This window comes from Blastococcus sp. SYSU DS0541, from assembly GCF_054050875.1.
Genome location: NZ_JBJHAD010000002.1, coordinates 132,660 through 156,822 on the forward strand (window position 1 = coordinate 132,660; position 24,163 = coordinate 156,822).

Below are 24,163 nucleotides of genomic sequence, written 5' to 3' on the forward strand. Positions count from 1 at the left end.
CCGGTCAGCTGTCGAGGAACTCCTCGACGACGGGCGCAAGTTCGTCGGCCTCGGTGACCAGCGCGATGTGCCCGCCGCGGTACACGTGCAGCTGCGCCCGGGGGATCAGCCGGGCCATCACCCGGGCGTTTACCACCGGGATGATCGGGTCGTCGTCGCCGGCGACGACCAGCGTCGGCTGACGGATGAGCCGCAGGAACGGCAGGCTGCTCCAGCCGGTGCTCGAGGCGAGCTGGTAGTAGTAGCCGCGCCGCGGGCCGACCCGGGTGTGGGCGTGCAGCGCCGCCGCGGCGCGCTCGGGCTCGGTGCGCACCGACCCCCCGTAGATCTGGCCGGCGATGCTGCGGGCGTAATCGGAGTCGCGGTGCCGCCGCGGCGTGAGCATGTGGGCCAGCACGCGGGGCCTGGCCGGCACCATGAGCGATCCGGTGGCCGTCGCGGCCAGCACCAGCTTCCGGCAGCGGCGCCGGTGCTGCACCGCGAAGTGCTGGGCCAGCCCGCCGCCCCAGGACAGGCCCAGGACGTCGACCGGCCGGTGGTGGCCCAGCCGGTCCAGCAGCCCGGCGATCACCGGGCTCAGCGTGGAGAGCAGGTAGGGGACGACGGGCGGGGGCGAGCCGCCGACGCCGGGCACGTCGAAGCGGATGACGGTGCGCCGGGGCTCCAGCGCGTCGACGAAGGGCTGCAGCACCTCCAGGCTGGCGCCGATGCCGTTCATGAGCAGCAGCGGCGGCACGGTCTCGTCGGTGCCCGGCCGCACGGAGGTGCGCAACGTCCGGCCGCCGATGGTCAGGCTCCGGACGACCTCCCGGTTGCTACTTGTCGAAGACATAGGTGCCGGGCGCGTCGGCCAGCGGTTCGAGGCCGTTGCCGCCGAGCTGCTGCGGTGCGGGGATCTCCTCGCCCGACCGCTCGCCGAGCCAGGCCACGTAGTCCGGCCACCAGGAGCCCGGCACCGTCTCCGCCCGGCGCAGCCACTCCTCGGGGTCCGGAGGCGTGCTGGGCGCGACCTGGAAGGTCGACTTCGGGTTGCCCGGGGGGTTGACCAGCGAGGCGATGTGCCCGCTGGTCGAGAGGACGAACCGGCTCTCGCCCCCGAGGAGCTGGGTGGTGCGGTAGCAGGCCTGCCACGGGCAGAGGTGGTCGGCGATGCCCGCCGTGACGTAGGAGTCGACGGTGACCTCCGACAGGTCCACCGGCGAGCCGAGCATGGCGGCCCGGCCGGGCTCGGTCAGCGCGTTGCCCAGCGCGACCTCGATGAAGTCGCGGTGCAGGGCCGCGCTCATCCGGGTGGTGTCGGCGTTCCAGAAGAGGATGTCGAAGTTCGGCGGGGGCTTGCCCTGCAGGTAGTTGTTGACCCAGTAGTTCCAGATCAGGTCGTTGGGGCGCAGCCAGGCGAAGACCTCGGCCAGCTGGGAGCCGTCGAGGTACCCCTTCCGCCGCGAGCGCTCGATGGCCGACTCCACGGCCTCGGGGTCCATGAGCGCGGCCATGGTGCCGGCCCGTTCCCAGTCGAGGACGGTCACCGCGAAGCTGGCCGAGCGGACGCGCTCCTGCCGCCCGGTGGCGGCCAGGTGGGCCAGCACCATCGCGGTGATGATCCCGCCCGAGCAGAAGGCCTGGACGCTGACCTGCTCCTGGCCGGTGATCCGGTCGACGGCGTCCATCGCGTCCAGGACCGCCTGGCCGTAGGTGTCCAGGCCCCAGTCGGCGTGCCGCTCGTCGGGGTTGCGCCACACGATCATGAACACCTGCTGGCCGCCGGCCACGTAGTGCTCCACGATGCTGCGGCCCGGCGCGAGGTCGGTGATGTAGTACTTGTTGATCGTCGGCGGCACGATGACGAGCGGCACCGACCGGACGGCCTCCGTCGTGGGCCGGTACTGGATGAGCTCGAAGACGTCGGTCCGGAACACCACGGCCCCGGGGGTGACCGCCAGGTCCTCGCCGACGGTGAACGCGTCGGGTTCCACCATCGAGGGCACCCGCGGCGGGCTCGTCAGGTCCGAGAGCAGGCGGCGCAGGCCCTTGAGGGCGCTGATCCCGCCGGTGTCGATGGCGGCCTTCAGGGACAGCGGGTTCAGCACCGGGACGTTGCTCGGGGCGAGGGCGTCGACCAGGTTCGTGGCGGTGAACCGGATCCGCTCGTCGTCCTGCCAGTCGAGGTCGGCGTCCTCGATCAGCTCCCAGGCGACCTGCGCCGTCGCGAGGTGGGCCTGCATGGTCCGCCGGAGCAGCGGGTTGCCGCTCCAGGCCGGGTCGGCGAACCGCTTGTCCTTCTTGCCGGGCGCGAGGTCGGAGCGGCCGAGGGCGACCTTGCCGAGCTCCTGGGCCAGCTCGCCCGCCCGGCGGGCCACCGTGCCCGGCTTGCGCGCGAGCGAGGTGCCGAAGCGGAGGGCCGTCCCCGCGGGCGGCACCAGCCGCCGCAGGGGGCCGCGGGCGGCGTCCACGAGCACCATGTCCAGCCCCGTGGCGGCCTCCACGGCCTCGTCGGGGCTGCCGGCGGGAGGTGCGCTCTCGGGACCTCCGCGCGGTGGTGCGGAGGCGCTGCGGGCCGGTTCGGTCGCGGGCTGGGCCATCGCGGGTCTCCTCGTGACGCGCTGCCCGGGGAGGCGGCGACGCCGTCCCCCGAGACGCGGTTGTGACCCGGCCCACTCAACCACAGGGCCCGGTGTCCGGCAGCCCGCGCTCAGGTCGTCGACGCCGTCGAGTCCCGCCGGTGCCGCAGCAGCATGAGGAGGGCCGGCCAGCCCAGCGCCAGGCCGGCGCCGATGAGGGCGCCGGCCACGGTGTCGGAGAGCCAGTGCGCCCGCAGGTAGACGCGCGACAGCGCCATGACGGCGGTGAACTCGACCGCGTGCACCTCCCAGCGCCAGCGGCTCGGGCCCGGATGGGCGAACACCAGCACGAGGCCGAGCGCGGTCACCGCGGTGGCGATGGCGTGCCCGGAGGGGAACGACGCGGCCGTCGTCTCGATCAGGGCGCCCGGCGGACGCGGCCGGTCGGTGGCGGCCTTGACGGGCCCGATGAACAGCTCGCTGGTCAGGACGGCGAGCGCGAACGCCGCCATGCGCAGCCAGTGCCGCCGCCAGGCGAGCAGGAGCAGCGCCGCGACGCGCAGCGGCCAGTTGACCTCGGCGCTCCCGATCCAGGAGAGGGCCCGCGCCACCGCGGTCACGGCCTCGCTCTGCGCGGCCCCCGCCCACCGCCACACCGCGTCGTCCACCGCCTGGACGGCCGGGGCGGTGGCGGGCAGGACGACGAGCACGCCGACGAGCACGCCGCCGCCGAGCAGCGCGCCGCTGACGGCCAGCCCGCGCCGGGAGTCGACCAGCATCAGCCCCGCCGCCCCGCCCGCACGCTCACGCCGCCTCCGGGACCAGCGCGGTCCGCGGCGCGGCGTTGGGCTCCCGCCGCCAGGAGCGGTTGTGCCGCCAGAACAGGTAGCTGCCCAGGCCGAGGGGGATGGGCAGCACGTAGCTCAGCGCCCGGAACAGCAGCACCGCCGCGGCCACCGGCGCGCGCGGCCCCCCGGCCGCCGCGAGGCCGGCGATCAGCGCCACCTCGACCACGCCGAGGCCGCCGGGGGTGAAGGGGACGGCGGTGAGCAACCGGGCGAAGGCGAAGACGACGAGGGCCTCGGCCACGCCGACCTGCTCGGCGCCCACCCCGACGAACCGGAGCGAGAGCAGCAGCAGCAGGAACAGCGAGAGGTGGCTCACCAGCGTGGCCAGGGTGATCCAGTGCCAGCGGGCCCGCAGGAGCAGGACCGTCCGGTCGCGGAACTTCGTCGTCGCCAGGTCCCAGCCGACCACCGGGCCGCGCCCGAAGGGCCGCCGCGCGGCCGTCGCCGCCCGGGCGGCGAGGAGGCCGACCCGGGCGGCGCCGGCGGGGCTGCGCAGCACCGCCCCCAGCAGCGCGATCGTCGCGGCGAGGGCGCCCAGGGCCACCAGCCCGGCGACCAGCCGCGCGGCCGACGGCGGGGCGGAGAACGCGAGGAGGGCCAGGGCCAGCACGGGCAGGCCCAGCTTGGCGAAGTTGTTCCACAGCCCGGCCACCAGCAGCGCCACGGACGTGCGGGAGCGGGAGAATCCCCAGGAGGAGTTCATCGCGTAGGTGAGGCCGACGGCGAGGGCCGCCCCGCCGAGCACGGTGTTGGAGACGGCCGTCGCTGCCTCGGTCGCCACCGTCGCCTGCCGCAGGTTCATGCCAGGGGTCGTGGCGACGACGACGAACTGGTAGGTCGCCAGGTTCCAGCCGGCCGCCAGCAGCAGGGCCGCCGTCTCCACCCACGACAGGTCCGCGATCGCCGCCCACACCTGCGACAGGCTGGTGAACTGCGGCAGGAACCAGGCGAAGACGGCGACGACGAGGCCCACCGACAGCAGCGGCCCGAGGAGGCGGGACCACCGCGCGCGGGGGGCCTTGCCGCCCGCCGGGGCCGCGCTCACCCGCCACCGCCCGGCGGGTCGAGGTGCAGCTCACCGTCGGTCTGGTCGAGGACGGCGGCCCGCACCTCGTCGCGGGTCACCGCACCGATCCCCTGGGTGGCCACGCCCAGCGGCTCGGCGCGGTTCTCGCCGGACAGCCGGAACAGCACGCTCACGCACCCGCCGTCGAAGACGTAGAAGCGGGTGCCGACGTAGTGCGGGCTCACCTGGCCCACCTGCTCCCACCGGCGCATCCCCTCCCGCTCGCTGGGGATCTCCGTCGCGCCGGTCGTGTCGCAGGACGCGGTCAGCGCCACCTCCAGCGCGTGCACCCCGTCGCGGTCGGAGTCCAGCCAGAAGCGCGCGGAGCTCTCCGTGGCGACCAGGCCGGCCAGGCGCCAGCCCAGCGGCATGGCCTCCAGGCAGGGCAGCCAGGTGGCGCTCGGCACCGACTGGGCCATGAGGACGACCCCGTTGGCGGGGTGCCCCTCGTCGCCCCGTTTGCAGGCCAGCGTCTCCTCGCTGAGCACCTGCGGCTGCACGCAGCCCGAGAGCAGGGCCGTCGCGGCGAGCAGGAGCACGGCCGGGCGCCGTCGCGCGGTCACAGCGGGGACCCGAGCAGGCCGGTGGAGACGTAGGCGGCGATCCCGACCGCGGCGAGGGTGACGACGGTCAGGCCGGCCCGCCGCCAGGTCCAGCGCTGGATCCGCACCGGCGGCAGCCGGAAGGGCAGCAGGGCCAGGAACTCCGCCTGCAGGTCCCGGCCCCGCTGGCGGATCATGCGCCGCAGCTGGGAGGGCATGGTCAGCCCGCGGGTGGCGGCGAACGCCTCGGCGATCTCCTCGTCGGAGAAGTGCAGCCGCGCCCGCCGGTACACCCGCTCGGCGTCGGTCCGCAGCGCCAGGACCAGCATCATGTTGGCCAGGTCCACCGCCTGCCGCCACGGGCTCGGGCGCACCTCGGCGAACGCGGAGTCGATGAGGTACAGCGTGCCGTCGCGGACGAGCAGGTTGGCCGGCTTGATGTCCCGGTGGGCCACGCCGATCTCCCACATCCGCCGCACGGCCGCGAGCCCCTGGTCGATGACCGCGTCGTCGATCTCGGCCTCGCCGACCTCCTTCGCGCCGGCGATGAACTCGGTGACCAGCAGGTACTCCCGCTCGGGCGTGATCTCGACGATGCCGTGCGGCTGCGGCACCGGCAGCCCGCCGTCGCAGAGCACCCGCAGCACGTAGTCCTCGTACTGCACGAGCCGCCGCACGCTGTGGAAGGGCATCTCGTCCTCCAGCCGCCCGTACAGCAGCGTGCGCCCGAGCTTGTACCAGCGGTCGGAGCGGAGGTGGGTGGCCGCGTAGAGCTTGCCGAACACGCAGCTCTCGACGTCCCCGTGCGGGTCGTGGGCCTTGACGGTGATCTTCAGCGGCGTCGAGCCGCCCGAGCCGGCCAGCCCGAACGGCGCGACGTCGGTGGCCACCAGCCCCAGCTGGTCCTGCAGCGCCCGGACGATGGCCGCGCCACGCTCCCCGGAGACGTCGAGGTGGGCCGGCCGGGCGCGGGTGTAGCGCACCGGGTGGACGGCGTTCGGCGTGAGCAGCCGGAACGCGGCCAGCGGGGTGGCCACGCCGAGGACCACGCCGGCCAGGACGCCGGTCGGGTGGTCCTGGGCCAGGTAGAGCCGGGAGGCGGCGGTGATCACCAGCAGGGCGCACACCACCCACTTGCCGATCGCCCGCTTCCGGCCGGGCGGGACCAGCGAGTAGATCGTGCTGACCAGCAGGGCGGCGAGCACCGTCACGGGGAGGGACGGCATCGCGAACCCCGACCAGTCGCCGAGCACCTCGACCTCGAAGGGCCGGGGCCGCTGCAGGGTGGTCGCCATCGCGGCGCCGACGTTGACCACGAGCAGGCCGACGCCCAGCCAGACGAGCAGGTGCCGCCAACGGCGGAAGGCGGCGAGCAGGACCAGGTCGGCGAGCCAGAGGGCGTGCAGCGCCCCCGCGCTGGCCAGCAGGCCGGCGAGGTCGGCGACCGTGGTCAGGGCGGGGGAACGGATGCCGGCGATCGCCTGCAGGATCCGGGTGTCGGCGACGTCGACGTACCGGATGGTGCCGGTGGCGACGACGGCGACGCAGGCGAGCAGGACCAGCGCGCTGAGCGCCAGCCACCACCGGCCCGACGCCCGGAGCTGGCGGGGGAGGGGCGGTGGCTCGCCCGAGGGCCGGCGACGGCGACGGACGCGTGCGATCGGGGGCGGATCGGGGCGCGCGACCGGCCCCGTCGCCCGTGGCTCCGGAAGCGCCTGCGGCAGCGACGCCATGCGGGGAATGCTGCACCTCCACCCGCGTGCGGACCATCCCTTTCCGCCCGCTGCGGCGCTACGGTGGCCAGCCGCGGGAGGTGGGTGCCGTGCGCGCTGGCAGGTCCGTCGGAGCGGTGCTCCTGGCGCTGGCCGTGCTGGCCGGCTGCACCCCCGCGGAGGCGCCGCCGCCGGAGCCGGAGGTGATCCGGTTCGCCTCCTACGACTTCACGGAGAACCAGATCCTCGTGGAGGTCTACGCCGAGGCGGTCCGGAACCGTGGCCTCCCGGTCTCGGTGCAGCACGGCATCGGCACCCGCGAGGTGGTCTCGCCGGCGCTGCAGCAGGGTCTGGTGGACGTCGTGGTCGACTACCTCGGGACGGCGCTCTCCTTCGCCCGCCCGCAGTTCCCGCGCCCGCCGGCGGAGCCCGGGCAGATGCACGCCGTGCTCTCCCGCACGATGGGCGGCCGCGGGGTGGACGTGCTGACCCCCGCCGCGGCGGAGGACCAGAACGGCTTCGTCGTCACCGCCCAGTTCGCCGCCGAGCACGGGGTGAGCCGGCTGTCGGACCTGGCCCCGCTCGCCGGTGACCTCGCCTTCGGCGGGCCGCCGGAGTGCCCCGACCGCCCGTTCTGCCTGGTCGGCCTCGACGAGGTGTACGGGTTGCGGTTCGGGACGGTGACCAGCATGCCGTCGCGGGCGGCGACGCTCGAGGCGCTGCTGTCGGGCCAGGTGCAGGTGGGGATGCTCGAGACCACCGACGCGCGGCTGGCGGTGGCGCCCGTCGTCCTGCTGGCCGACGACCGCGGGTTGCAGCCCCGCGAGAACGTCGTCCCGATGGTCCGGGCGGAGGCGCTGGACCGGTGGGGCGAGCCCCTGCGCGAGGCCCTGGACGGCACGAGCGCGCGGCTGACCACCGGCGACCTGGTCGAGCTCAACCGCGCCGTGGAGTTCGACGGGCGGACCCCGGCCGAGGCCGCGCGGGCCTGGTGGGCCGCCCAGTAGGGGTCAGACGATGCCGCCGGTCCTGCTCCGCGCCCCGCTCCTCGCTCGCCGGCGCTCGCCGCGATGCTCACGGGGCTGTCGTCAGACGATCGCGCTGCTCCCCGTCACACCGCGCCCCACGATGAGCGTGTTCACCTCGCGGGTGCCTTCGTAGGAGTAGATCGCCTCGGCGTCGGCGACGTACCGGCCGACGTGGTTCTCCAGCAGGATGCCGTTCCCGCCCATCAGCTCGCGGGCCCAGCCGACGGTCTCGCGCATCCGCATGGTGCAGAACGCCTTGGCCAGCGAGGCCTGCTCGTCGGTCATCGTGCCGGCCCCCTGCAGGTGGGAGAGCCGCGTGCACATCGCGGCCGAGGCGGTGATGTTCCCGAGCATCCGCACCAGCAGGTCCTGCACCAGCTGGAACTCCACGATGGGCTGGCCGAACTGCTCCCGCTCCTTGGCGTACCTCAGGGCGTGCTCGTAGGCGCCGCGCGAGCAGCCGACGGCCGACCAGGCGACGCCGGCGCGGGTCATGCGCAGCACGTCGGCGGTTGCCCGGAAGCTGTGCGCCTCCTGCAGCCGGTTCTCCTCGGGCACCCGCACGCCCTCCAGGGTGATGTGCGCGTTCTGCACGGCCCGCAGCGCGATCTTGTCCTTGAGGTCGACGGCGGTGAAGCCCGGCGTCCCCTGCTCGACGACGAAGCCGAGCACCCGCTCGGTCTCCACGTCGCGCGCCCAGATGATGATCAGGTCGGCGAAGCTGGCGTTCCCGATCCACTTCTTCTCGCCGTCGAGCACCCAGGTGTCGCCCTCGCGGCGGCAGGTCGTCTGCAGGCCGCGCGCGACGTCGGAGCCGTGGTCGGGCTCGGTCAGCCCGAACGCGCCGATCAGCTCCATCCGGGCCATCGCCGGCAGCCAGCGCTCCTTCTGCTCCTCGGAGCCGCACAGGTAGACCGAGCCCATGGCCAGGCCGCCGTGGACGCCCATGAACGTGGCGATCGACGGGTCGCCCTTGGACAGCTCCATGGCGATCATGCCGTCCAGCAGCGGCGAGCGGCCGCGGCAGCCGTAGCCCTGGATCGAGACGCCGGCGATGCCGAGCTCGGCGATGCCGGGGATGAGCTGGCGGGGGAACTCCGCCCGGGTCCAGTACTCGTTGATGATCGGCGTGACCTGCTCGTCCATGAAGGTGCGCACCCGGTGCAGCAGCGCCCGGTCCTCGTCGTCGAGGAGCGCCTCGAGGTCGTAGAAGTCGGACGTGATCGTCGACGCGTCGCTCATCGCGGTACGGCCTCCTGGGTGGGATCGGTGGCCTGCACGTACCCGGGGGCGGTGGTGGCAACCAGGCGTGCGGTGCGGGCGCCGCGGGCACAGAAGCCCGACCGACCGACCGGAGGAACCCCCGTGACGAGATCCATCGCCGACCAGACCATCGAGGAGCTGGGCGGGCCGGGCAGCGTGCTCGCCCGCCAGCGCCGTGACCACGAGGAGCTCGACCGGCTCCTGCACGAGCTCGACGGCGCGGAGGGCGCTGCGCAGGAGGAGGTGCTCACCCGCATCGACCGGCTGGTGTTCAGCCACGCCTTCGCGGAGGAGACGGTGCTGTGGCCGGTGATCCGGCGGGTGCTGCCCGACGGCGACGCGCTGACCCTGCAGGTGGAGGAGGAGCACCAGGAGGTGAACGAGCTGGTCAGCGCGCTCGAGCGCGACGGCCTCGACGACCCCGGACGCCCCGCCCGGCTGCGGCGGCTGGTCGAGGTGCTGCGAGAGGACGTCCGCGACGAGGAGGACGTGATGCTGCCCCGGCTCCAGGAGCGGCTGACCCCCGACGAGCTGCGGGCGCTGGGTCGGCGCTGGGCGCTCATGGCCCGGATCTCGCCCACGCGGCCGCACCCGACCGTGTCGCGACGGCCTCCGGGGAACGCGCTCTCCGGCCTGCCGCTGTCGCTGATCGACCGCACCCGCGACGCCGTCGACGCCGGAACGCGCCGGGTGCCGGACCGGTTCGCCCCGGCCGGGCGGGCGGTGAGCCAGGGCCTGGGCGCGCTGGCCGGGCTGGTCGAGCGGGTGCCGCTGAGCCGGCGGGGGGACGAGCCGCCGACCAGCCGCTGACCCGGCGGAGGGCCCGGCGCCCACGGTGCCGGCCCCTCCGCCGGTCCACGGCCGTCCCGGAGGCGCGCTCGACCTCGCGGCACTGGAGCGGACCTCGCGACCCACCGCGCGCCCGGCTGACGTACGGCGAGGTCGACCGGGCCCGGGCACGCGACGGCCCCCTCCCGCAGCGGGAGGGGGCCGTCGGCGCTGTGTCGCACTCGGGCAGGAGCGGGCCTGTCTCAGGTGGTCTGCTTGTCGTCGGGCTCGTCGCGGGCGTCGAGCTGGATCTCCTTCTCCGCCCGCGGCACGCCCTCCTTCAGCTCCTTGGTGCGCTCCACCTCGGCGTCGAGCTCGATGCCGAACAGCAGCGACACGTTGATCAGCCAGAACCAGATCAGGAAGATCACCACACCGGCGAGCGCCCCGTAGGTGGCGTTGTAGCTGCCGAAGTTCGCCACGTAGAAGGCGAAGGCGGCCGAGGCCACGACCGCCACCAGGATGGCGACGCCCGCACCGGGGCTCACGAACTTGAAGCCGCGCAGCTTGGCGTTCGGCGTCGAGTAGTAGAGCACCGCGACCATCAGCGCGAGGATCACGAGGATGACCGGCCACTTGGCCCAGGTCCACACGGTCAGGACGGTCTCGCCCAGGCCCATGGCCTGGCCGATCGCGTCGACCACCGGGCCGCTGAGCACCAGCATCGCCACGATGAGCGCCGCGAAGAGGATGCCGACCAGGGTGATCAGGATCTGCAGCGGCTTGAGCTTCCAGACCTTGCGGCCTTCGCGCGTCTCGTAGACGACGTTCGCGGCGCGGGTGAAGGCGCCCACGTAGCCCGACGCGGTCCACAGGGCACCGACGAGACCGAGCACCAGGGCGAAGCCCAGCGGTGCGCTCTGCCCGGCGACGTCCTCGATGACGGGGTTGAGGGTCTCCGCCGCGGACTGGGGAACCACCGCCGTCAGCGCGGTGGTGAGCTCCTCGGGGTCGGTGAAGAGGCCGACGATGGCGGCCAGGGCGGTCAGCGCGGGGAACAGCGCCAGGACGCCGTAGTAGGTCAGCGCCGCCGCCCAGTCGGTGAGGTTGTCCTCGCTGAACTCCTTGACGCTCCGCTTGAGCGTGCCGCCCGTCGTGGGCTTGGGGTCGGCGCCCGTGGGCGCGTAGTCGGCCCGCGTGCCGCTGATGTTGTCGTCCTGCGGAGCGGGATCGCCGCCTGCGCGGTTGTCGTCGAAGCGCGTTTCAGCCTTCGCACGGCTGGACGAGCCGGTGGGTCGTGCCATGTGGGGTCCTCCAGGGACGAGGGCGGTCGCACCTCTCGTTGCCCCGGACGGGGGGGTTCCATGCCGGACGCGCCGGTAACGGTTGTGCGGCACCTGTGTCGGTGAGCTCAGCGCACCCCGGAGACCGGGGACCACTCACCGGCGCCCGCGGTGGCCTCCTCCACGTCGGCGAGCGGGTCGTGGCGCCGGTGGGGCCCGCCGCGCCGGTCGCCGCGCACCCCGATCAGGGCCACCAGCACGACGACGACCGAGGCGCCCGCCCCGATGAGCGCGACCAGCGTGAAGGCCAGGGCGCGTGGCAGGCCGGTGGCGGGGTCGAGGGTGCCCGCGATCAGCGTGACGGCGAGCGTGCTGCCCAGCGCCTGGCCGACCGAGCGGGCGATCGAGTTCACCGCGTTGGCCACGCCCGTCTCGTCCTCCCGGACGGCGTCGACCACGAGCGCCGGCAGGGCCGCGTAGGCCACCGTCACCGACACCTGGGTCAGCAGGCCGGCGACGACGACCAGCCACGGCTCGCCGCGCGCGCCGGCCAGGAACCCGAAGCCCGCGATGCCGAACACGGCACCCGCGGTGAGCGTCGGCAGGCCGCCCACCCGGCCGACGACCCGGCCGGCGAACGGTGCGAGCAGGATGCCCGCCACCCCACCGGGCAGCAGGTAGACCACCGCGGCCTCCAGGACGCTCGCGTCGAACCCGTACCCGGCGACCGCCGGGTCGGCCTGCACGTACTGCAGGACGGCGAGGAAGGAGGCGAACAGCGCGATGCCGCTCATGACGCCGGCGACGTTGGGGACGACGGTCCGCCGGTCGGTGAGCATCCCCGGCCGCACCAGCGGCTCGGCGGTCCGCCGCTGCAGCACGACCCACCCGGCGAGGACGGCGACCGCGCCCGCGGCGCACCCCAGGGTCCCCGGGGAGACCCAGCCCCAGGCGGGCCCCTGCGAGAGCGGCAGCAGCAGCAGGACCAGGCCGAGGCCGAGCACCAGCGCGCCCCACCAGTCGACCCGACCGCGGGCGGAGGCCGGGCGGCGGGGGAGCAGCCAGGCGGCGAGCACCAGGGCGAGCAGGGCGACGCCCAGGCCCAGCCAGAAGGCGTGCCGGTAGTCGCCGTCGTCCCCGGTGATGAGCCCGGTGGCGACCAGCCCGACCACCCCGCCGACGGCGAGCGTGCTGCTGACCACCGACATCGCCACGCTGAGCCGGGCCTCGGGGAGCTCCCGGCGCAGCACGCTGATCGACAGGGGGAAGAGGCCGTAGGACGCCCCCTGCAGGACCCGGCCCACCAGCAGCAGGGGCAGGGACTCCGTCAGGACGATCAGCAGCGTGCCCAGCGAGACCGCGACCAGGATGCCCAGGATGACCGGGCGCGCGCCCCGGAGGTCGCCCAGCCGGCCCAGGACCGGGGTCAGGACGGCAGCGGCGAGCAGGTTGGCGGTGAGCACCCAGCCGGCCGCGCCCGGGGAGACGCCGAGCTGCTCCTCGATCCGCCCCAGCGCCGGGACGACGAGGCTCTGCAGGAGCGAGAGGGTGGTGACGCCGAGGGAGAGGGCCACGACCAGCGCCAGCGGCCGCGTGCCGGCACCCGCACCGGCCCGAGGCGCTGCTGTGGGTTCGGGCACGTCCTGATGCAACCACGCCCCGGTTCCGCGCCTACCCGGGATGGCCTGTGTGCAACGTGTCACACCCCCTCAGGTGAACTCTCGGATCCGACGATTGAGACAGGGCCGGTCGGGGGACAGTCAGGCCCGATGACGTGCCACCGCCCCTGACCCGGCGGCGGCATCCGCGAGTTCGACGAGGAGAGCGATCTGATGATGTTGTGGCCGGCCGTGACCCTGCTGGGGTTCCTGGTCCTGACGGCCCTGGTCATCGCGATGGGCACCCAGTCCACCGCCCGGTACGAGCAGGAGCAGCGCGCGGCCAGCCGCGCCGCGAACACCCGCCGCTCCGGCTCCGAGTCCGTGGGGGCCGTGCGCGCCTGACGGGACGACCCCGAACGCCCCGCCGTCCTCCTGGACGGCGGGGCGTCGTCGTCCCTGAGGGAGGTCTCAGAGCCAGGCGTCGCGGGCGTCGAGCACCGTGCGGTCCAGGGACTCCAGCAGGTCGAACCAGGCGCGGGTGCGGGGCAGCTCCCAGCGCCAGAAGTAGCGGGCCGCGGCGCGCTTGCCCTCGTGGAAGTCCGTGCTGCCCGCCTCGGCGGCCAGCGCCTGCTCGAGCCACAGCCAGGCGACGACGACGTGCCCGGCGGCCTCCAGGTAGACGTGCGAGTTGGCCAGCGCGAGGTCGGGGTCGCCGGTGCCCCACAGGGTCGCCGTCACCGATCCCATCCGGGCGACGGCGGCGTCGAGGTCGGCGGCGAAGCCGGCCCACTGCGTCCCGGCGGCGCGGGCGGTCGTCGCGGAGATCGTCTCGCCCAGCAGCGCCAGACCGGCCCCGCCCTGCATGACCACCTTGCGGCCGAGCAGGTCGAGCGACTGGATGCCCTGGGTGCCCTCGTGGATCGGGTTGAGCCGGTTGTCCCGGTAGAACTGCTCCACCGGGTAGTCGCGGGTGTAGCCGTAGCCGCCGTGCACCTGGATCGCGAGGTCGTTGGCGGCCAGGCCCCACTGCGAGGGCCACGCCTTCGCGACCGGCGTCAGCATGTCCAGCAGCAGGTGGGCGCGGCCCCGCTCCTCCTGGGTCTCCGCCGTCTGCTCCTCGTCGACGAGCTTCGCGCAGTAGAGCCCCAGGGCGAGGCCGCCCTCGGCGTACGACTTGGCGGCCAGCAGCATCCGCCGGACGTCGGGGTGCTCGACGATCGGCACCATCGGGGAGGCGGGGTCCTTGGCGCCGGCCGGGCGGCCCTGGGTGCGCGTGCGCGCGTACTCCAGCGCGTGCAGGTAGCCGGTGTAGCCCAGCACCGTGGCGCCCATCCCCACACCGATCCGGGCCTCGTTCATCATGTGGAACATGTAGGTCAGGCCCTTGTGCGGCTCGCCCACCAGGTAGCCGACGGCGCCGGGCTGCCCGCCGGGGGTGTGCACGCCCTCGCCGAAGTTGAGCAGCGTGTTCGTCGTCCCCCGGTACCCCATCTTGTGGTTGAGCCCGGCCAGGACGACGTCGTTGCGCTCGCCCAGGGAGCCGTCCTCCTCGACCAGGAACTTCGGGACGATGAACAGCGAGATGCCCTTCACCCCGGGCGGGCCACCCGGGATCTTCGCCAGCACCAGGTGGACGATGTTCTCGGTCAGCTCGTGGTCGCCGCCGGAGATCCACATCTTGTTGCCGCTGAGCCGGTAGGTCCCGTCGTCCTGCGGGACGGCCTTGGTGGTGATGTCGGCGAGCGAGGAGCCGGCCTGCGGCTCGGAGAGGGCCATGGTGCCGAACCAGCGGCCCTCGATCTCGGGCGCCACGTAGGTGTCGATCTGCTCGCGGCTGCCGTGCGCCAGCAGCAGACGGGCGTTGCCCATCGTCAGGAAGGGGTAGGCCGACGTGCCCACGTTGGCCGCCTTGAACCAGGCGAAGACGGCCTGGCCGACCACGTGCGGCAGCTGCATGCCGCCGAACTCCTCGTCGAACTCGCCGGCCATCAGCCCCGCCTCGGCGAAGACGCGGAGCGCCTCGGCGACCTCCGGGATCAGCTCGACCTTGCCGTCGACGAACCGCGGTTCGTTCTCGTCGGCCTTGCGGTTGTGCGGGGCGAAGTGGTCGGTGGCGATCTGCTCGGCCAGGTCCAGGACCGCGTCGAACGTCTCCCGGGAGTGCTCGGTGAACCGGGACCGCTTGGTCAGGGACTCGACGTCGAGCCACTCGTTGAGCAGGAAGTCCAGGTCACGGCGGGACAGGATCAGCGACGACGACGGCACGAGGTCTCCAGGCACGGGGGCGACGGGTCGGTGCGAACCGCCTCACAGTAGGCCGGTTGCCCCGGGGGGCTGCGCGGGTAGGTCGGGGACCGTCGTCGACCGAGGAGCAGGCATGGAGCTACCCGCCATCGTCAGCCGCGCCGGAGGGGCGCTCCTGAGCACTCTCCAGCACGTCCGCCTCCCCGGCGTGGGCCAGGCGTCGGTGACCGACGACCCGCGTACCGCCGCACGCCGCTGGCGTGCGGTCACCGTGCTGCGCTCCCCCGAGGACGTCGGGCCGCTGCCCCCGCCGCTGGACGGCTTCGGCGACCGGATCGAGGTCCGGACCGCGCCGGCGCCGGGCGACCGCGGGACCGAGCTGGCCGCGCGCTTCCGGGGCACGCCCTCGGAGCGGGAGGTCGGTGAGCTGCGGTCGGCGCTGCGCGAGGCCAAGCAGCTGCTGGAGGTCGGTGAGGTGCTGCGCGTGGACCCGCAGCCGCACGGGCACCGGAAGCCGACGCCGCAGGGCGCGGTGCTGGAGGGCATGACCGCGCGTGCCGGCAAGGAGGGCGTGCTGTGAAGGCGGCGACCTGGGCGGGCGTCAACGAGGTCGCGGTCGAGGACGTCCCCGAGCCCACCATCCTCAACGACCGCGACGTGATCCTGAAGATCCGCCAGAGCGTGACCTGCGGCTCCGACCTGCACCTCATCGGCGGCTACATCCCCTTCATGCGCGCCGGCGACGTGATCGGCCACGAGTTCATCGGGGAGGTCGTCGAGGTCGGCAAGGAGGTCCGCGACCGGAAGGTCGGCGACCGCGTCGTCGTCGCGCCGTTCGCCGCCTGCGGCAACTGCTGGTACTGCACGCAGGGGCAGCACTCGCTGTGCGACAACGGCAACCCCGACCCGGGCATCACCGAGGGGCTGTGGGGTCAGAGCCCCGGCGGCTGCTTCGGCTACTCCCACGCGATGGGTGGCTACGCGGGCAGCCACGCCGAGTACATGCGGGTGCCCTACGCCGACGTGGGCACCTTCGTCGTCCCCGAGGGGATCTCGGACACCCGCGCCCTGTTCGCCTCCGACGCCGCCTCGACCGGCTGGATGGGCGCGGACCTCGCCGGCACCGGGCCGGGCGACGTCGTCGCGGTGTGGGGCGCCGGGGGAGTGGGGCAGATGGCCGCCCGCGCGGCGATGCTGCTGGGCGCCGAGCAGGTGGTGGTGATCGACCGGATCCCCGAGCGACTGGACCAGGTGCGCAGCCACGTGGGCGCGGAGGTCGTGGACTACACCGCCACCGACGTCCTGGCCGAGCTGCGCGAGCGCACCGGTGGCCGCGGCCCGGACGTGTGCATCGAGGCGGTCGGCATGGAGGCGCACGCAGCCGGTGCGCCCGGCATCTACGACCAGGTCAAGCAGCAGCTGCGGCTGCAGACCGACCGGCCGACCGCCGTCCGGGAGGCGATCATGGCCTGCCGCAAGGGCGGCTCGGTCTTCACCCTGGGCGTCTTCGCCGCGATGGTGGACAAGTTCCCGCTGGGCGCGGCCATGAACAAGGGGCTGACGATCCGCGGCGCCCAGGTGCACGCGCAGCGCTACATCCCGGAGCTCCTGCGCCGCATGGAGTCCGGCGACCTCGTCACGGAGCACCTGGCCACCCACGTCATGCCGCTCACCGAGGCGCCCCGGGGTTACCAGCTGTTCAAGGACAAGGAGGACGGCTGCGTCCGGTCGGTCTTCCAGCCGTGACACCGTCGTCCTCGGGACGACCACCGCGACCAGGAGCCGTTGCCGGCGGGTGCTGAGCGCGAGAGTGCACGGCGGCGGGAGGCCTCCGGCCCCCACGCCGCCGCGCACCGTTCGATGGCCTCGCTGCGCTCAGCGCGGGGCGCGCGGGTCCTCGCCCGGCTGCCCCACCGGTGGCGGGACCGACGTGGGCGCCGCGGCGCCCACCGCCTCGATCGCCTCCTCCGCGGGGTCGCCCGGGTCGCTGGTCGCCGTCCCAGCCGCCGCGCCCTGCCGCGCCTGGATGCCCGACTGGGTGCTGAGTGCGAGCTGCGGCAGGAACAGGAAGACGAAGAACCCGATCGCCACGACGCAGGCGGCGATGAGGAAGACCAGGTCGATCGAGTTCGAGAAGCCGACCTTGAAGGGCTCGGCGAGGGCGGCCGGGAGTTCCTGGATGAAGGAGGTGTCGTCCAGCGCACCCGCGCTGCCGGCGCCCAGCTGCTGCAACTGCGGGGCCAGCTCCGGGTTCGTCCGCACCGTCTCCTGGACGGCGGCGTCGATGTCCTGCGGCAGCCGGGTGAACAGGATGGACAGGAACGCCGCCGTCCCGATGGTGCCGCCCATCTGGCGGAAGAAGGTCACCGAGGAGGTGGCCACGCCCATCTCCCGTGGGGAGACGGCGTTCTGCACGGCGAGGATGACCGGCTGGAAGTTGAAGCCCAGCCCGAGGCCGAGCAGGACCATGAACGGCACCAGGGTCCACACCGAGGTGTCGGCCTCGACGAGGAAGGACATCGAGAGCAGCGCGGTGACCATGAGGGCGATGCCGACGAGCGGGAAGACCTTGTACTTGCCGGTCCTCGAGATCGCGATGCCCGAGCTCATCGCGCCGACCATGATGCCGGCGACCAGCGGGATCATCTGCAGCCCGGCCACGGTCGCGCTCGAGCCCTGCACGATCTGCAGGTACTGCGGCAGCAGGAGCAGGCCGCCGAACATGCCGGCCCCCATGACGATGCTGCCGACGCCGCTCACCGCGAAGCTGCGGTTGCGGAACAGCCGCAGCGGCAGCAGGGCGTCGTCCCCGTAGGCGCGCTCGGCGAGGACGAACACCGCGAAACCGACGGCGCCGATCACGTAGCAGGTGAGGGCTCCCTGGGAGGCCCACCCCCAGATCCGGCCCTGCTCGGCGACGACGAGCAGCGGCACCAGGAAGGTGATGAGCGCCAGGGCGCCCGGCCAGTCGATGCGGTGCGGGCGGCTCTCGTGCGGGAGGTGCAGCACCCGCCACACGGCGAGGAACGCGACCACGCCCAGGGGCACGTTGACCCAGAAGATCCAGCGCCAGCCGTCGACGCCGAGCAGCGACCCCTGGCCGGCGAAGGAGCCGCCGATGACCGGGCCCAGCACGCTCGACGTGCCGAAGACGGCCATGAAGTAGCCCTGGTACCTCGAGCGCTCCCGCGGCGGCACGATGTCGCCGATGATCGCCAGGGCCAGCGACATCAGGCCGCCCGCGCCGATGCCCTGCACCGCCCGGAAGGCGGCGAGCTGGTACATCGTGTCGGCGAGGCCGCAGAGGGCCGAGCCGACGACGAAGATGCCGATCGCGAACAGGTAGAACGGCCGGCGGCCGTAGATGTCGGACAGCTTCCCGTACAGCGGCGTCGAGATCGTCGACGTGATCAGGAAGGCCGTCGTCGCCCACGCCTGGAGGTCGTAGCCCTGCAGGTCGTCGGCGATGGTGCGGATCGCGGTGGAGACGACGGTCTGGTCCAGCGCGGCCAGGAACATCGCGACCATCAGGCCGGCCAGGATCGTGACGATCTGCCGGTGGCTGAAGACGCCGCCGGCGTCCGGCGCGGCGGCGGCCGCCCGGGCACCCCGGCGCTCGGCGGAGCTCGTGCGGGTGGAGGTCATGCGGGAACCGTCCGGTCGGGAGGTGTGGACATGGGGTCGGAGGGGAGGGTGGCCGCGACGCCGTCGAGCAGCCGGTCGAAGAGCGTGGTGAAGGTCTGCAGCTCGTCCTCGGTCCAGTCGGCGGTCACCTGGCGGAGGTAGGACTCGCGCTCGACGCGGAGCCTGTCGAGCTGCGCGCGCCCCGCGTCGGTGACGACGAGGTTGCTGGCCCGGCCGTCGGACTCGTCGGCCGCGCGGCGGACCAGCCCCTGCTCCACCAGCAGGGTCACGTGCCGGCTGACCGTGGAGGGGTCGGCGTGCACCAGGTCGGCGAGTGCTCCCTGGCGGAGCGGACCGAGCCGGCACAGCGGGAACAGCAGCACGTGGGCCGCGCGATCGCGCCCGCCCTCGGCGGTGTGCTGGCTCTTCAGCCCGTGCATGAGCCGCATGAAGCGGGGCAGTTGCTCGCCGAGGGCGCCGACGGCGGAGCCGCGTCGGTCGCCGGCGGCGGAGGTGTCCGTCACAGAGCTCCTCGGATGCGGGGCAGAGGGAATGACTGGATGCACGCTACACCTTGTTGTAAGGCGCATGCATCTGGTTCTCCTGTGCCCTCCGGCACGCCCGGGAGACGGTGCGATGCTGGAAGGGGTCACCCGTCGGCGGTGACGTCACCGGACCGGAGAGGAGCGCGAGAACCGCCGTGACCGCCCTGCACGAGGACCTGCGGTCGCGGCTGTCGCAGCTCACCCTCGCCGACGAGCACCGGCTGCGTCGCCGGCTCGACGGGCTGCGCCGGACGAAGGACGCCCGCGCCCGCGAGCAGCAGCGCGAGCGCCTCGCGACCGACGTCGCGGCGGCGGAGGAGCGGATGGCGCGGCGCCGGGCCGCCGTGCCGGCGATCTCCTACCCGGAGGACCTGCCGGTCAGCGCCCGCCGCGAGGACATCGCGGCCGCGCTCCGCGACGCGCAGGTGGTGGTGGTCGCGGGCGAGACCGGGTCGGGCAAGACGACCCAGCTGCCCAAGATCGCCCTCGAGCTGGGCCGGGGCGTGCGGGGCCGGATCGGGCACACCCAGCCCCGCCGGATCGCCGCGCGCAGCGTGGCCGAGCGGATCGCGGAGGAGCTGGCGACGCCGCTGGGCGAGGCCGTCGGCTTCACGATGCGCTTCAACGACCAGGTGTCGGACTCGACGCTGGTCAAGCTCATGACCGACGGCGTCCTGCTGGCCGAGATCGGGCGCGACCGGCTGCTGCGCCAGTACGACACGATCATCATCGACGAGGCCCACGAGCGGAGCCTCAACATCGACTTCCTGCTGGGCTACCTCGCGCAGATCCTGCCGCGCCGGCCCGACCTGAAGCTGGTCATCACCTCGGCGACGATCGACGTCGAGCGGGTGGCGGCCCACTTCAGGGGCGCGCCGGTCGTGGAGGTCAGCGGCCGCACCTACCCGGTGGAGGTCCGGTACCGGCCGATCGTCGACCCGGACGACCCGGACGCGGACGAGGACCGCGACCAGGTCACCGCGATCCTGGACGCCGTCGACGAGCTGGTGGCCGAGGGGCCCGGCGACATCCTCGTCTTCCTCGCCGGCGAGCGGGAGATCCGCGACACCCAGGACGCGCTCGCCGACCGCGCGCTGCCGGGCACCGAGATCGTCCCGCTCTACTCGCGCCTGTCGGCCGCCGACCAGCACAAGGTCTTCGCCCCGCACACCGGGCGGCGGATCGTGCTGGCCACGAACGTGGCCGAGACCTCGCTGACCGTGCCGGGGATCCGCTACGTCATCGACCCCGGGACCGCGCGCATCTCCCGGTACAGCCATCGCACCAAGGTGCAGCGGCTGCCGATCGAGCCGGTGAGCCAGGCCTCGGCCCGCCAGCGCTCCGGCCGCTGCGGGCGCCTCGGGCCGGGCATCGCGATCCGGCTCTACACGGAGGCCGACTTCGAGTCCCGCCCCGAGTTCACCGACCCGGAGATCCTGCGCACCAACCTGGCGTCGGTCCTGCTGCAGATGGCGGCGCTCGACCTCGGGGCCGTCGAGGACTTCCCGTTCGTCGACCCGCCGGACCGGCGCGCCGTCGCCGACGGCCTGGCGCTGCTCGAGGAGCTGCACGCCCTCGACGAGCACGGGAAGCTCACCGGCACCGGCCGCTCCCTGGCCGCCCTCCCGCTGGACCCGCGCATGGCCCGCATGGTGGTGGAGGCCGACGAGCGCGGGGTCCTCGACGAGGTGCTGGTGATCGCCGCCGGGTTGACGATCCAGGACCCGCGCGAGCGGCCCACCGAGCACCAGCAGGCCGCCGACGAGCTGCACCGCCGCTTCGCCGACGAGAACTCCGACTTCCTGGCGCTGCTCAACCTCTGGCGCTACCTCGGCGAGCAGCAGGCAGCGCTGAGCGGCAACCAGTTCCGGCGCACGGTGAAGCGGGAGTTCCTGCACTACCTGCGCATCCGCGAGTGGCAGGACCTGCACGGCCAGCTCCGCGGCACCGCCCGGCGCCTGGGCATGACGGTCGGTGAGCCGGCGGCCGAGCCCGACGAGAAGGGCATCCACGCCGCGCTGCTGTCGGGGTTGCTGTCGCAGATCGGCATGCAGGCGGAGCCGGTCAAGCAGCGGGACGGCAAGCCAGGGCGGCCGGGCCGGGAGTACGTGGGCACCCGGAACACCCGCTTCGTCCTCGCCCCGGGTACACCGCTGGCGAAGAAGCCGCCGCGCTGGGTGGTGGCCGCCGAGCTGGTCGAGACCAGCCGGCTGTTCGCCCGCACGGTCGCCCGCATCGACCCCGAGGTGGTCGAGCGGCTGGCCGACCACCTGGTCAAGCGCCAGTACTCCGAACCGCGGTGGGACGCCAAGCGCGGCTCCGTCGTCGCCACCGAGCGGGTCACCCTCTACGGGCTGCCGCTGGTGGTCGGCCGGCGCGTGCAGTACGGCTCCATCGATCCGGTGGTCTCCCGCGAGCTGTTCATCCGGCACGCCCTGGTGCAGGGGGAGTGGACCACCCACCACGGGTTCTGGGCGGAGAACCAGCGCGCCATCGAGCGGGTCGCCGAGCTCGAGGAGCGGGCCCGCCGCCGCGACATCGGCGTCGACGACGAGACGCTGTTCGAGCTGTACGACGGGCGGATCCCCGCCGACGTCGTCTCCACCCGGCACTTCGACCGCTGGTGGAAGCGGGCGCGGCACGAGCAGCCCGACCTGCTGACCTTCACGCCGGAGATGCTCACCAACGCGGCCGCGGCGGCGCAGGTGCGCCCGGAGGACTTCCCCGACGAGGTGCGGCTGGATGCCGGGGCGGGGGGCGGGACGGGCAGCGGCCTGACGCTGCCCCTGTCGTACGCGTTCGCCCCCGGCAGCACCGAGGACGGCGTGACCGTCGACGTGCCCCTGGGCGTGCTCGACTCGGTGGCGCAGCGGACGTCGGGCGAGTCCCTGGCCTTCACCGTCCCCGGGCTGCGCGAGGAGCTGGTGACGGCGCTGCTGCGCACCCTTCCCAAGCAGCTGCGCCGGGCGCTGGTGCCGATCCCCGACCGGGTGCGGGCGGTGCTGCCGGGCATCGACCCGGGCGAGCCGCTGCTGCCGGCGCTCGAGCGCGAGCTGCGCCGGGCCGCGGGCGTGGTCGTCCCGCCGGACGCGTGGCAGCCCGACCAGGTGCCCGACCACCTGCGCGCCACCTTCCGGGTGCTCGACGACCAGCACCGGCCCCTCGCCACGGGCAAGGACCTCGCCGCGCTCAAGGCGCAGGTGGCCCCGCAGGCCCGGGCCAGCCTGGCGCGGGCTGCCTCGGAGCTGGAGCGCACCGGCTGCAGGTCCTGGGAGTTCGGCGAGCTGCCCCGCACGGTGGAGGTGCGCCGCGGCGACCACGTCGTCACCGCCTTCCCGGCGCTGGTCGACGAGGGCGAGACGGTCGGCGTCCGCGTCGTCCCGACCGAGGCCGAGGCGCAGCGGCTGACCTGGCGCGGTGCCCGCCGGCTGCTGGTCCTCGTCGCCGGCTCACCGGTGAAGCAGGTGGTCAAGGGGCTGGGGCCGGCCACCCGGCTGGCTCTGCAGTTCAACCCGGACGGCGAGATCCCCGACCTGGTGGCCGACTGCGTGGACGCCGCCGCCGACGAGCTGATCGCCGCCGTCGGCGGGCCGCCGCGGGACCCGGAGGTCTTCGCCGCGCTGGTGGGGACGGCGAAGCAGCAGCTCCACCCGCTGACCGCCGAGACCGTCCGCCGGGTCGAGGCGGTGCTGACCCGGGCGCGCGAGGTCGCGGGCGCGATCGGCTCCGCGCCCGCCCGGCGGGTGCCCGATGCGGCCGTGGCCGACCTGCGGCGGCAGATGACCGGGCTCCTGCACCGCGGCTTCGTCGCGGCGACGGGGCGACGGCGGCTGCCCGACCTCGTCCGCTACCTCACCGCGATGGCGCACCGGCTGGAGAAGCTGCCGGCCAACGCGGTCCGCGACGAGCTGTGGATGCAGCAGGTGGCGGCGGTGACGGCGGAGTACGACCAGCTGCGGCGGCAGGTGCCCCCGACCGGGGCGCCCGACGACCCGGTCACCCGGGTGCGCTGGATGCTCGAGGAGCTGCGGGTGCAGCTGTTCGCCCAGAAGGTCGGCACGCCCCGCCCGGTGTCCGAGCAGCGCATCTACAAGGCGATCGACGCGATCGGGGTCTAGCTCCCCGTCCCGTCCTCCTTCAGCAGCGCCGAGATGCGCTGCCGGGTGACGCCGAAGAGTGCGGCGATCCGGTTGATGCTCACCTGCTCGCGCTGCAGGGCCGCCGCCTCCTCCCGCCGGAACGCGTGGCCGGCCGTGGCGAGCGAGGCGAGCACCGTCGAGACGCTCTCGACCACGAGCGGGCCGGACTCCTCGGTCACCAGCTCCAGCCACGGCCGGCCGGCCCGGCGCTCGCTCAGCAGCAGGTCGGCCCGGGTGCGGGCGTGCTCCAGTTCGGCGAGGGAGGAGTCGATGCAGGCGATGAGGCGCTCCAGCGCCTCCGCGGCCGGCTCGTCCGGCGTTCCGCGCGGGCTGCTCATCGCTGCTCCTCACGGGGGTGGGGGGACGGGTGACACTGTAGCCCGATGAGTAGTGCACAACCGGCAGGGGGGCAAGGGGGGTTGCGCCCGACCCCCCGACGTGTCATGTTGTGCACAACCAGTCGAGTTCCTGCTCCGGTCCGCCGATGACACCGGTACCGGGCGACCAGGCCGCCTCCCCGCCCGCCGGCAGATCGGAACCGCACCCCGTGTCCACGCTCAGCGCCAGCCTCGACCTCCCCCCGGTCGCCGCCAGCGTCCCGGCGGCCCGCCGGCTGGTGCGCGAGCTGCTGTGGTCCTGGAGCGCCCGCCAGGACCACGAGGACGCCGCCCTGCTGGTGACCGAGCTGGTGGCCAACGTGGTCGACCACGTGGGCGGCAGCGCATGCCTCACGGTGGAGGCGACCCTCTCCGATGACTGGCTCCGCCTGGCCGTCGTCGACTGCTCGCCGGCCCGGCCGGCGGTGCAGCAGCTCTCCGCGGACCGGCCCCGGGGCCGCGGGATGCTCATGATCGAGCTGCTCGCCGACCGGTGGGGGTGCGAGGACCACCGCGACGGAAAGCGGGTGTGGTTCGAGCTTCGTCCACCCGGGCCGTGACCCAC

General features: G+C 74.0%; 20 protein-coding genes. 7 read left to right on the forward strand and 13 right to left on the reverse strand.

Features of this window, described 5'->3' with window-relative positions:
* Positions 1-4: 4 nt before the first annotated feature.
* The 6 genes from phaZ to ACI794_RS03040 form a co-directional block, all read right to left on the reverse strand.
* Entirely contained in the window at positions 5-832 is an 828-nt protein-coding gene (phaZ, locus tag ACI794_RS03015) for a poly(3-hydroxyalkanoate) depolymerase (protein WP_456603467.1), read from the reverse strand.
* A complete protein-coding gene (locus ACI794_RS03020; protein ID WP_456603466.1) occupies positions 816-2,579 on the reverse strand; it encodes a PHA/PHB synthase family protein in 1,764 nt (587 codons plus the stop codon). The genes phaZ and ACI794_RS03020 overlap by 17 nt, the downstream gene beginning before the upstream one ends.
* A 110-nt stretch (positions 2,580-2,689) precedes the next feature.
* A complete protein-coding gene (locus ACI794_RS03025) occupies positions 2,690-3,337 on the reverse strand; it encodes a phosphatase PAP2 family protein (protein ID WP_456603465.1) in 648 nt (215 codons plus the stop codon).
* A gap of 25 nt (positions 3,338-3,362) precedes the next feature.
* On the reverse strand, positions 3,363-4,451 hold the full coding sequence (locus ACI794_RS03030; protein ID WP_456615644.1) for a flippase-like domain-containing protein: 1,089 nt from the start codon (positions 4,449-4,451) through the stop codon (positions 3,363-3,365).
* Positions 4,448-5,035 (reverse strand): hypothetical protein, encoded by a 588-nt coding sequence (locus ACI794_RS03035; protein WP_456581121.1) that lies wholly within the window; start codon positions 5,033-5,035, stop codon positions 4,448-4,450. Before ACI794_RS03035 ends, ACI794_RS03030 begins: the two co-directional genes overlap by 4 nt.
* A complete protein-coding gene (locus tag ACI794_RS03040) occupies positions 5,032-6,747 on the reverse strand; it encodes a phosphatase PAP2 family protein (protein WP_456603464.1) in 1,716 nt (571 codons plus the stop codon). Before ACI794_RS03040 ends, ACI794_RS03035 begins: the two co-directional genes overlap by 4 nt.
* Before the next feature lie 89 nt (positions 6,748-6,836).
* On the opposite strand from ACI794_RS03040, the gene ACI794_RS03045 reads away from it, so the two are divergent.
* Complete coding sequence (locus tag ACI794_RS03045; RefSeq protein WP_456603463.1) at positions 6,837-7,733, forward strand: ABC transporter substrate-binding protein; 897 nt, start codon at positions 6,837-6,839, stop codon at positions 7,731-7,733.
* A gap of 81 nt (positions 7,734-7,814) precedes the next feature.
* On the opposite strand, the gene ACI794_RS03050 is transcribed toward ACI794_RS03045, so the two are convergent.
* Positions 7,815-8,996 (reverse strand): acyl-CoA dehydrogenase family protein, encoded by a 1,182-nt coding sequence (locus ACI794_RS03050; protein ID WP_456603462.1) that lies wholly within the window; start codon positions 8,994-8,996, stop codon positions 7,815-7,817.
* Positions 8,997-9,119: 123 nt separating this feature from the next.
* On the opposite strand from ACI794_RS03050, the gene ACI794_RS03055 reads away from it, so the two are divergent.
* Positions 9,120-9,827: a hemerythrin domain-containing protein gene (locus ACI794_RS03055; RefSeq protein WP_456615645.1), complete on the forward strand. Its 708-nt coding sequence runs from the start codon at positions 9,120-9,122 to the stop codon at positions 9,825-9,827.
* 221 nt (positions 9,828-10,048) lie between these two features.
* Here the strand turns inward: ACI794_RS03055 and ACI794_RS03060 are convergent, their stop codons facing one another.
* On the reverse strand, positions 10,049-11,089 hold the full coding sequence (locus ACI794_RS03060) for a YihY/virulence factor BrkB family protein (protein WP_456615646.1): 1,041 nt from the start codon (positions 11,087-11,089) through the stop codon (positions 10,049-10,051).
* A gap of 107 nt (positions 11,090-11,196) precedes the next feature.
* A complete protein-coding gene (locus tag ACI794_RS03065) occupies positions 11,197-12,708 on the reverse strand; it encodes an MFS transporter (protein WP_456615647.1) in 1,512 nt (503 codons plus the stop codon).
* Positions 12,709-12,900: 192 nt separating this feature from the next.
* On the opposite strand from ACI794_RS03065, the gene ACI794_RS03070 reads away from it, so the two are divergent.
* Positions 12,901-13,071, forward strand: coding sequence for a hypothetical protein (locus ACI794_RS03070; protein WP_456581128.1), 171 nt, complete (start codon positions 12,901-12,903; stop codon positions 13,069-13,071).
* 66 nt (positions 13,072-13,137) lie between these two features.
* Here the strand turns inward: ACI794_RS03070 and ACI794_RS03075 are convergent, their stop codons facing one another.
* Entirely contained in the window at positions 13,138-14,949 is a 1,812-nt protein-coding gene (locus ACI794_RS03075; protein WP_456615648.1) for an acyl-CoA dehydrogenase, read from the reverse strand.
* A gap of 97 nt (positions 14,950-15,046) precedes the next feature.
* On the opposite strand from ACI794_RS03075, the gene ACI794_RS03080 reads away from it, so the two are divergent.
* A complete protein-coding gene (locus tag ACI794_RS03080; RefSeq protein WP_456581130.1) occupies positions 15,047-15,493 on the forward strand; it encodes a hypothetical protein in 447 nt (148 codons plus the stop codon).
* On the forward strand, positions 15,490-16,659 hold the full coding sequence (locus ACI794_RS03085; protein WP_456615649.1) for a zinc-dependent alcohol dehydrogenase: 1,170 nt from the start codon (positions 15,490-15,492) through the stop codon (positions 16,657-16,659). Before ACI794_RS03080 ends, ACI794_RS03085 begins: the two co-directional genes overlap by 4 nt.
* 129 nt (positions 16,660-16,788) lie before the next feature.
* On the opposite strand, the gene ACI794_RS03090 is transcribed toward ACI794_RS03085, so the two are convergent.
* A complete protein-coding gene (locus tag ACI794_RS03090; protein WP_456615650.1) occupies positions 16,789-18,558 on the reverse strand; it encodes an MDR family MFS transporter in 1,770 nt (589 codons plus the stop codon).
* The gene (locus tag ACI794_RS03095; RefSeq protein ID WP_456603455.1) at positions 18,555-19,061 is read right to left on the reverse strand and encodes a MarR family winged helix-turn-helix transcriptional regulator; all 507 of its coding nucleotides are present in this window, start codon (positions 19,059-19,061) and stop codon (positions 18,555-18,557) included. Before ACI794_RS03095 ends, ACI794_RS03090 begins: the two co-directional genes overlap by 4 nt.
* Before the next feature lie 176 nt (positions 19,062-19,237).
* Between ACI794_RS03095 and hrpA the strand changes: the two genes are divergently transcribed.
* The gene (gene hrpA / locus ACI794_RS03100; protein ID WP_456615651.1) at positions 19,238-23,200 is read left to right on the forward strand and encodes an ATP-dependent RNA helicase HrpA; all 3,963 of its coding nucleotides are present in this window, start codon (positions 19,238-19,240) and stop codon (positions 23,198-23,200) included.
* On the opposite strand, the gene ACI794_RS03105 is transcribed toward hrpA, so the two are convergent.
* Complete coding sequence (locus ACI794_RS03105; protein WP_456615652.1) at positions 23,197-23,559, reverse strand: hypothetical protein; 363 nt, start codon at positions 23,557-23,559, stop codon at positions 23,197-23,199. The two genes, hrpA and ACI794_RS03105, sit on opposite strands and share 4 nt — an antisense overlap.
* Positions 23,560-23,768: 209 nt before the next feature.
* On the opposite strand from ACI794_RS03105, the gene ACI794_RS03110 reads away from it, so the two are divergent.
* On the forward strand, positions 23,769-24,158 hold the full coding sequence (locus ACI794_RS03110; RefSeq protein ID WP_456603452.1) for an ATP-binding protein: 390 nt from the start codon (positions 23,769-23,771) through the stop codon (positions 24,156-24,158).
* Positions 24,159-24,163: the final 5 nt, after the last annotated feature.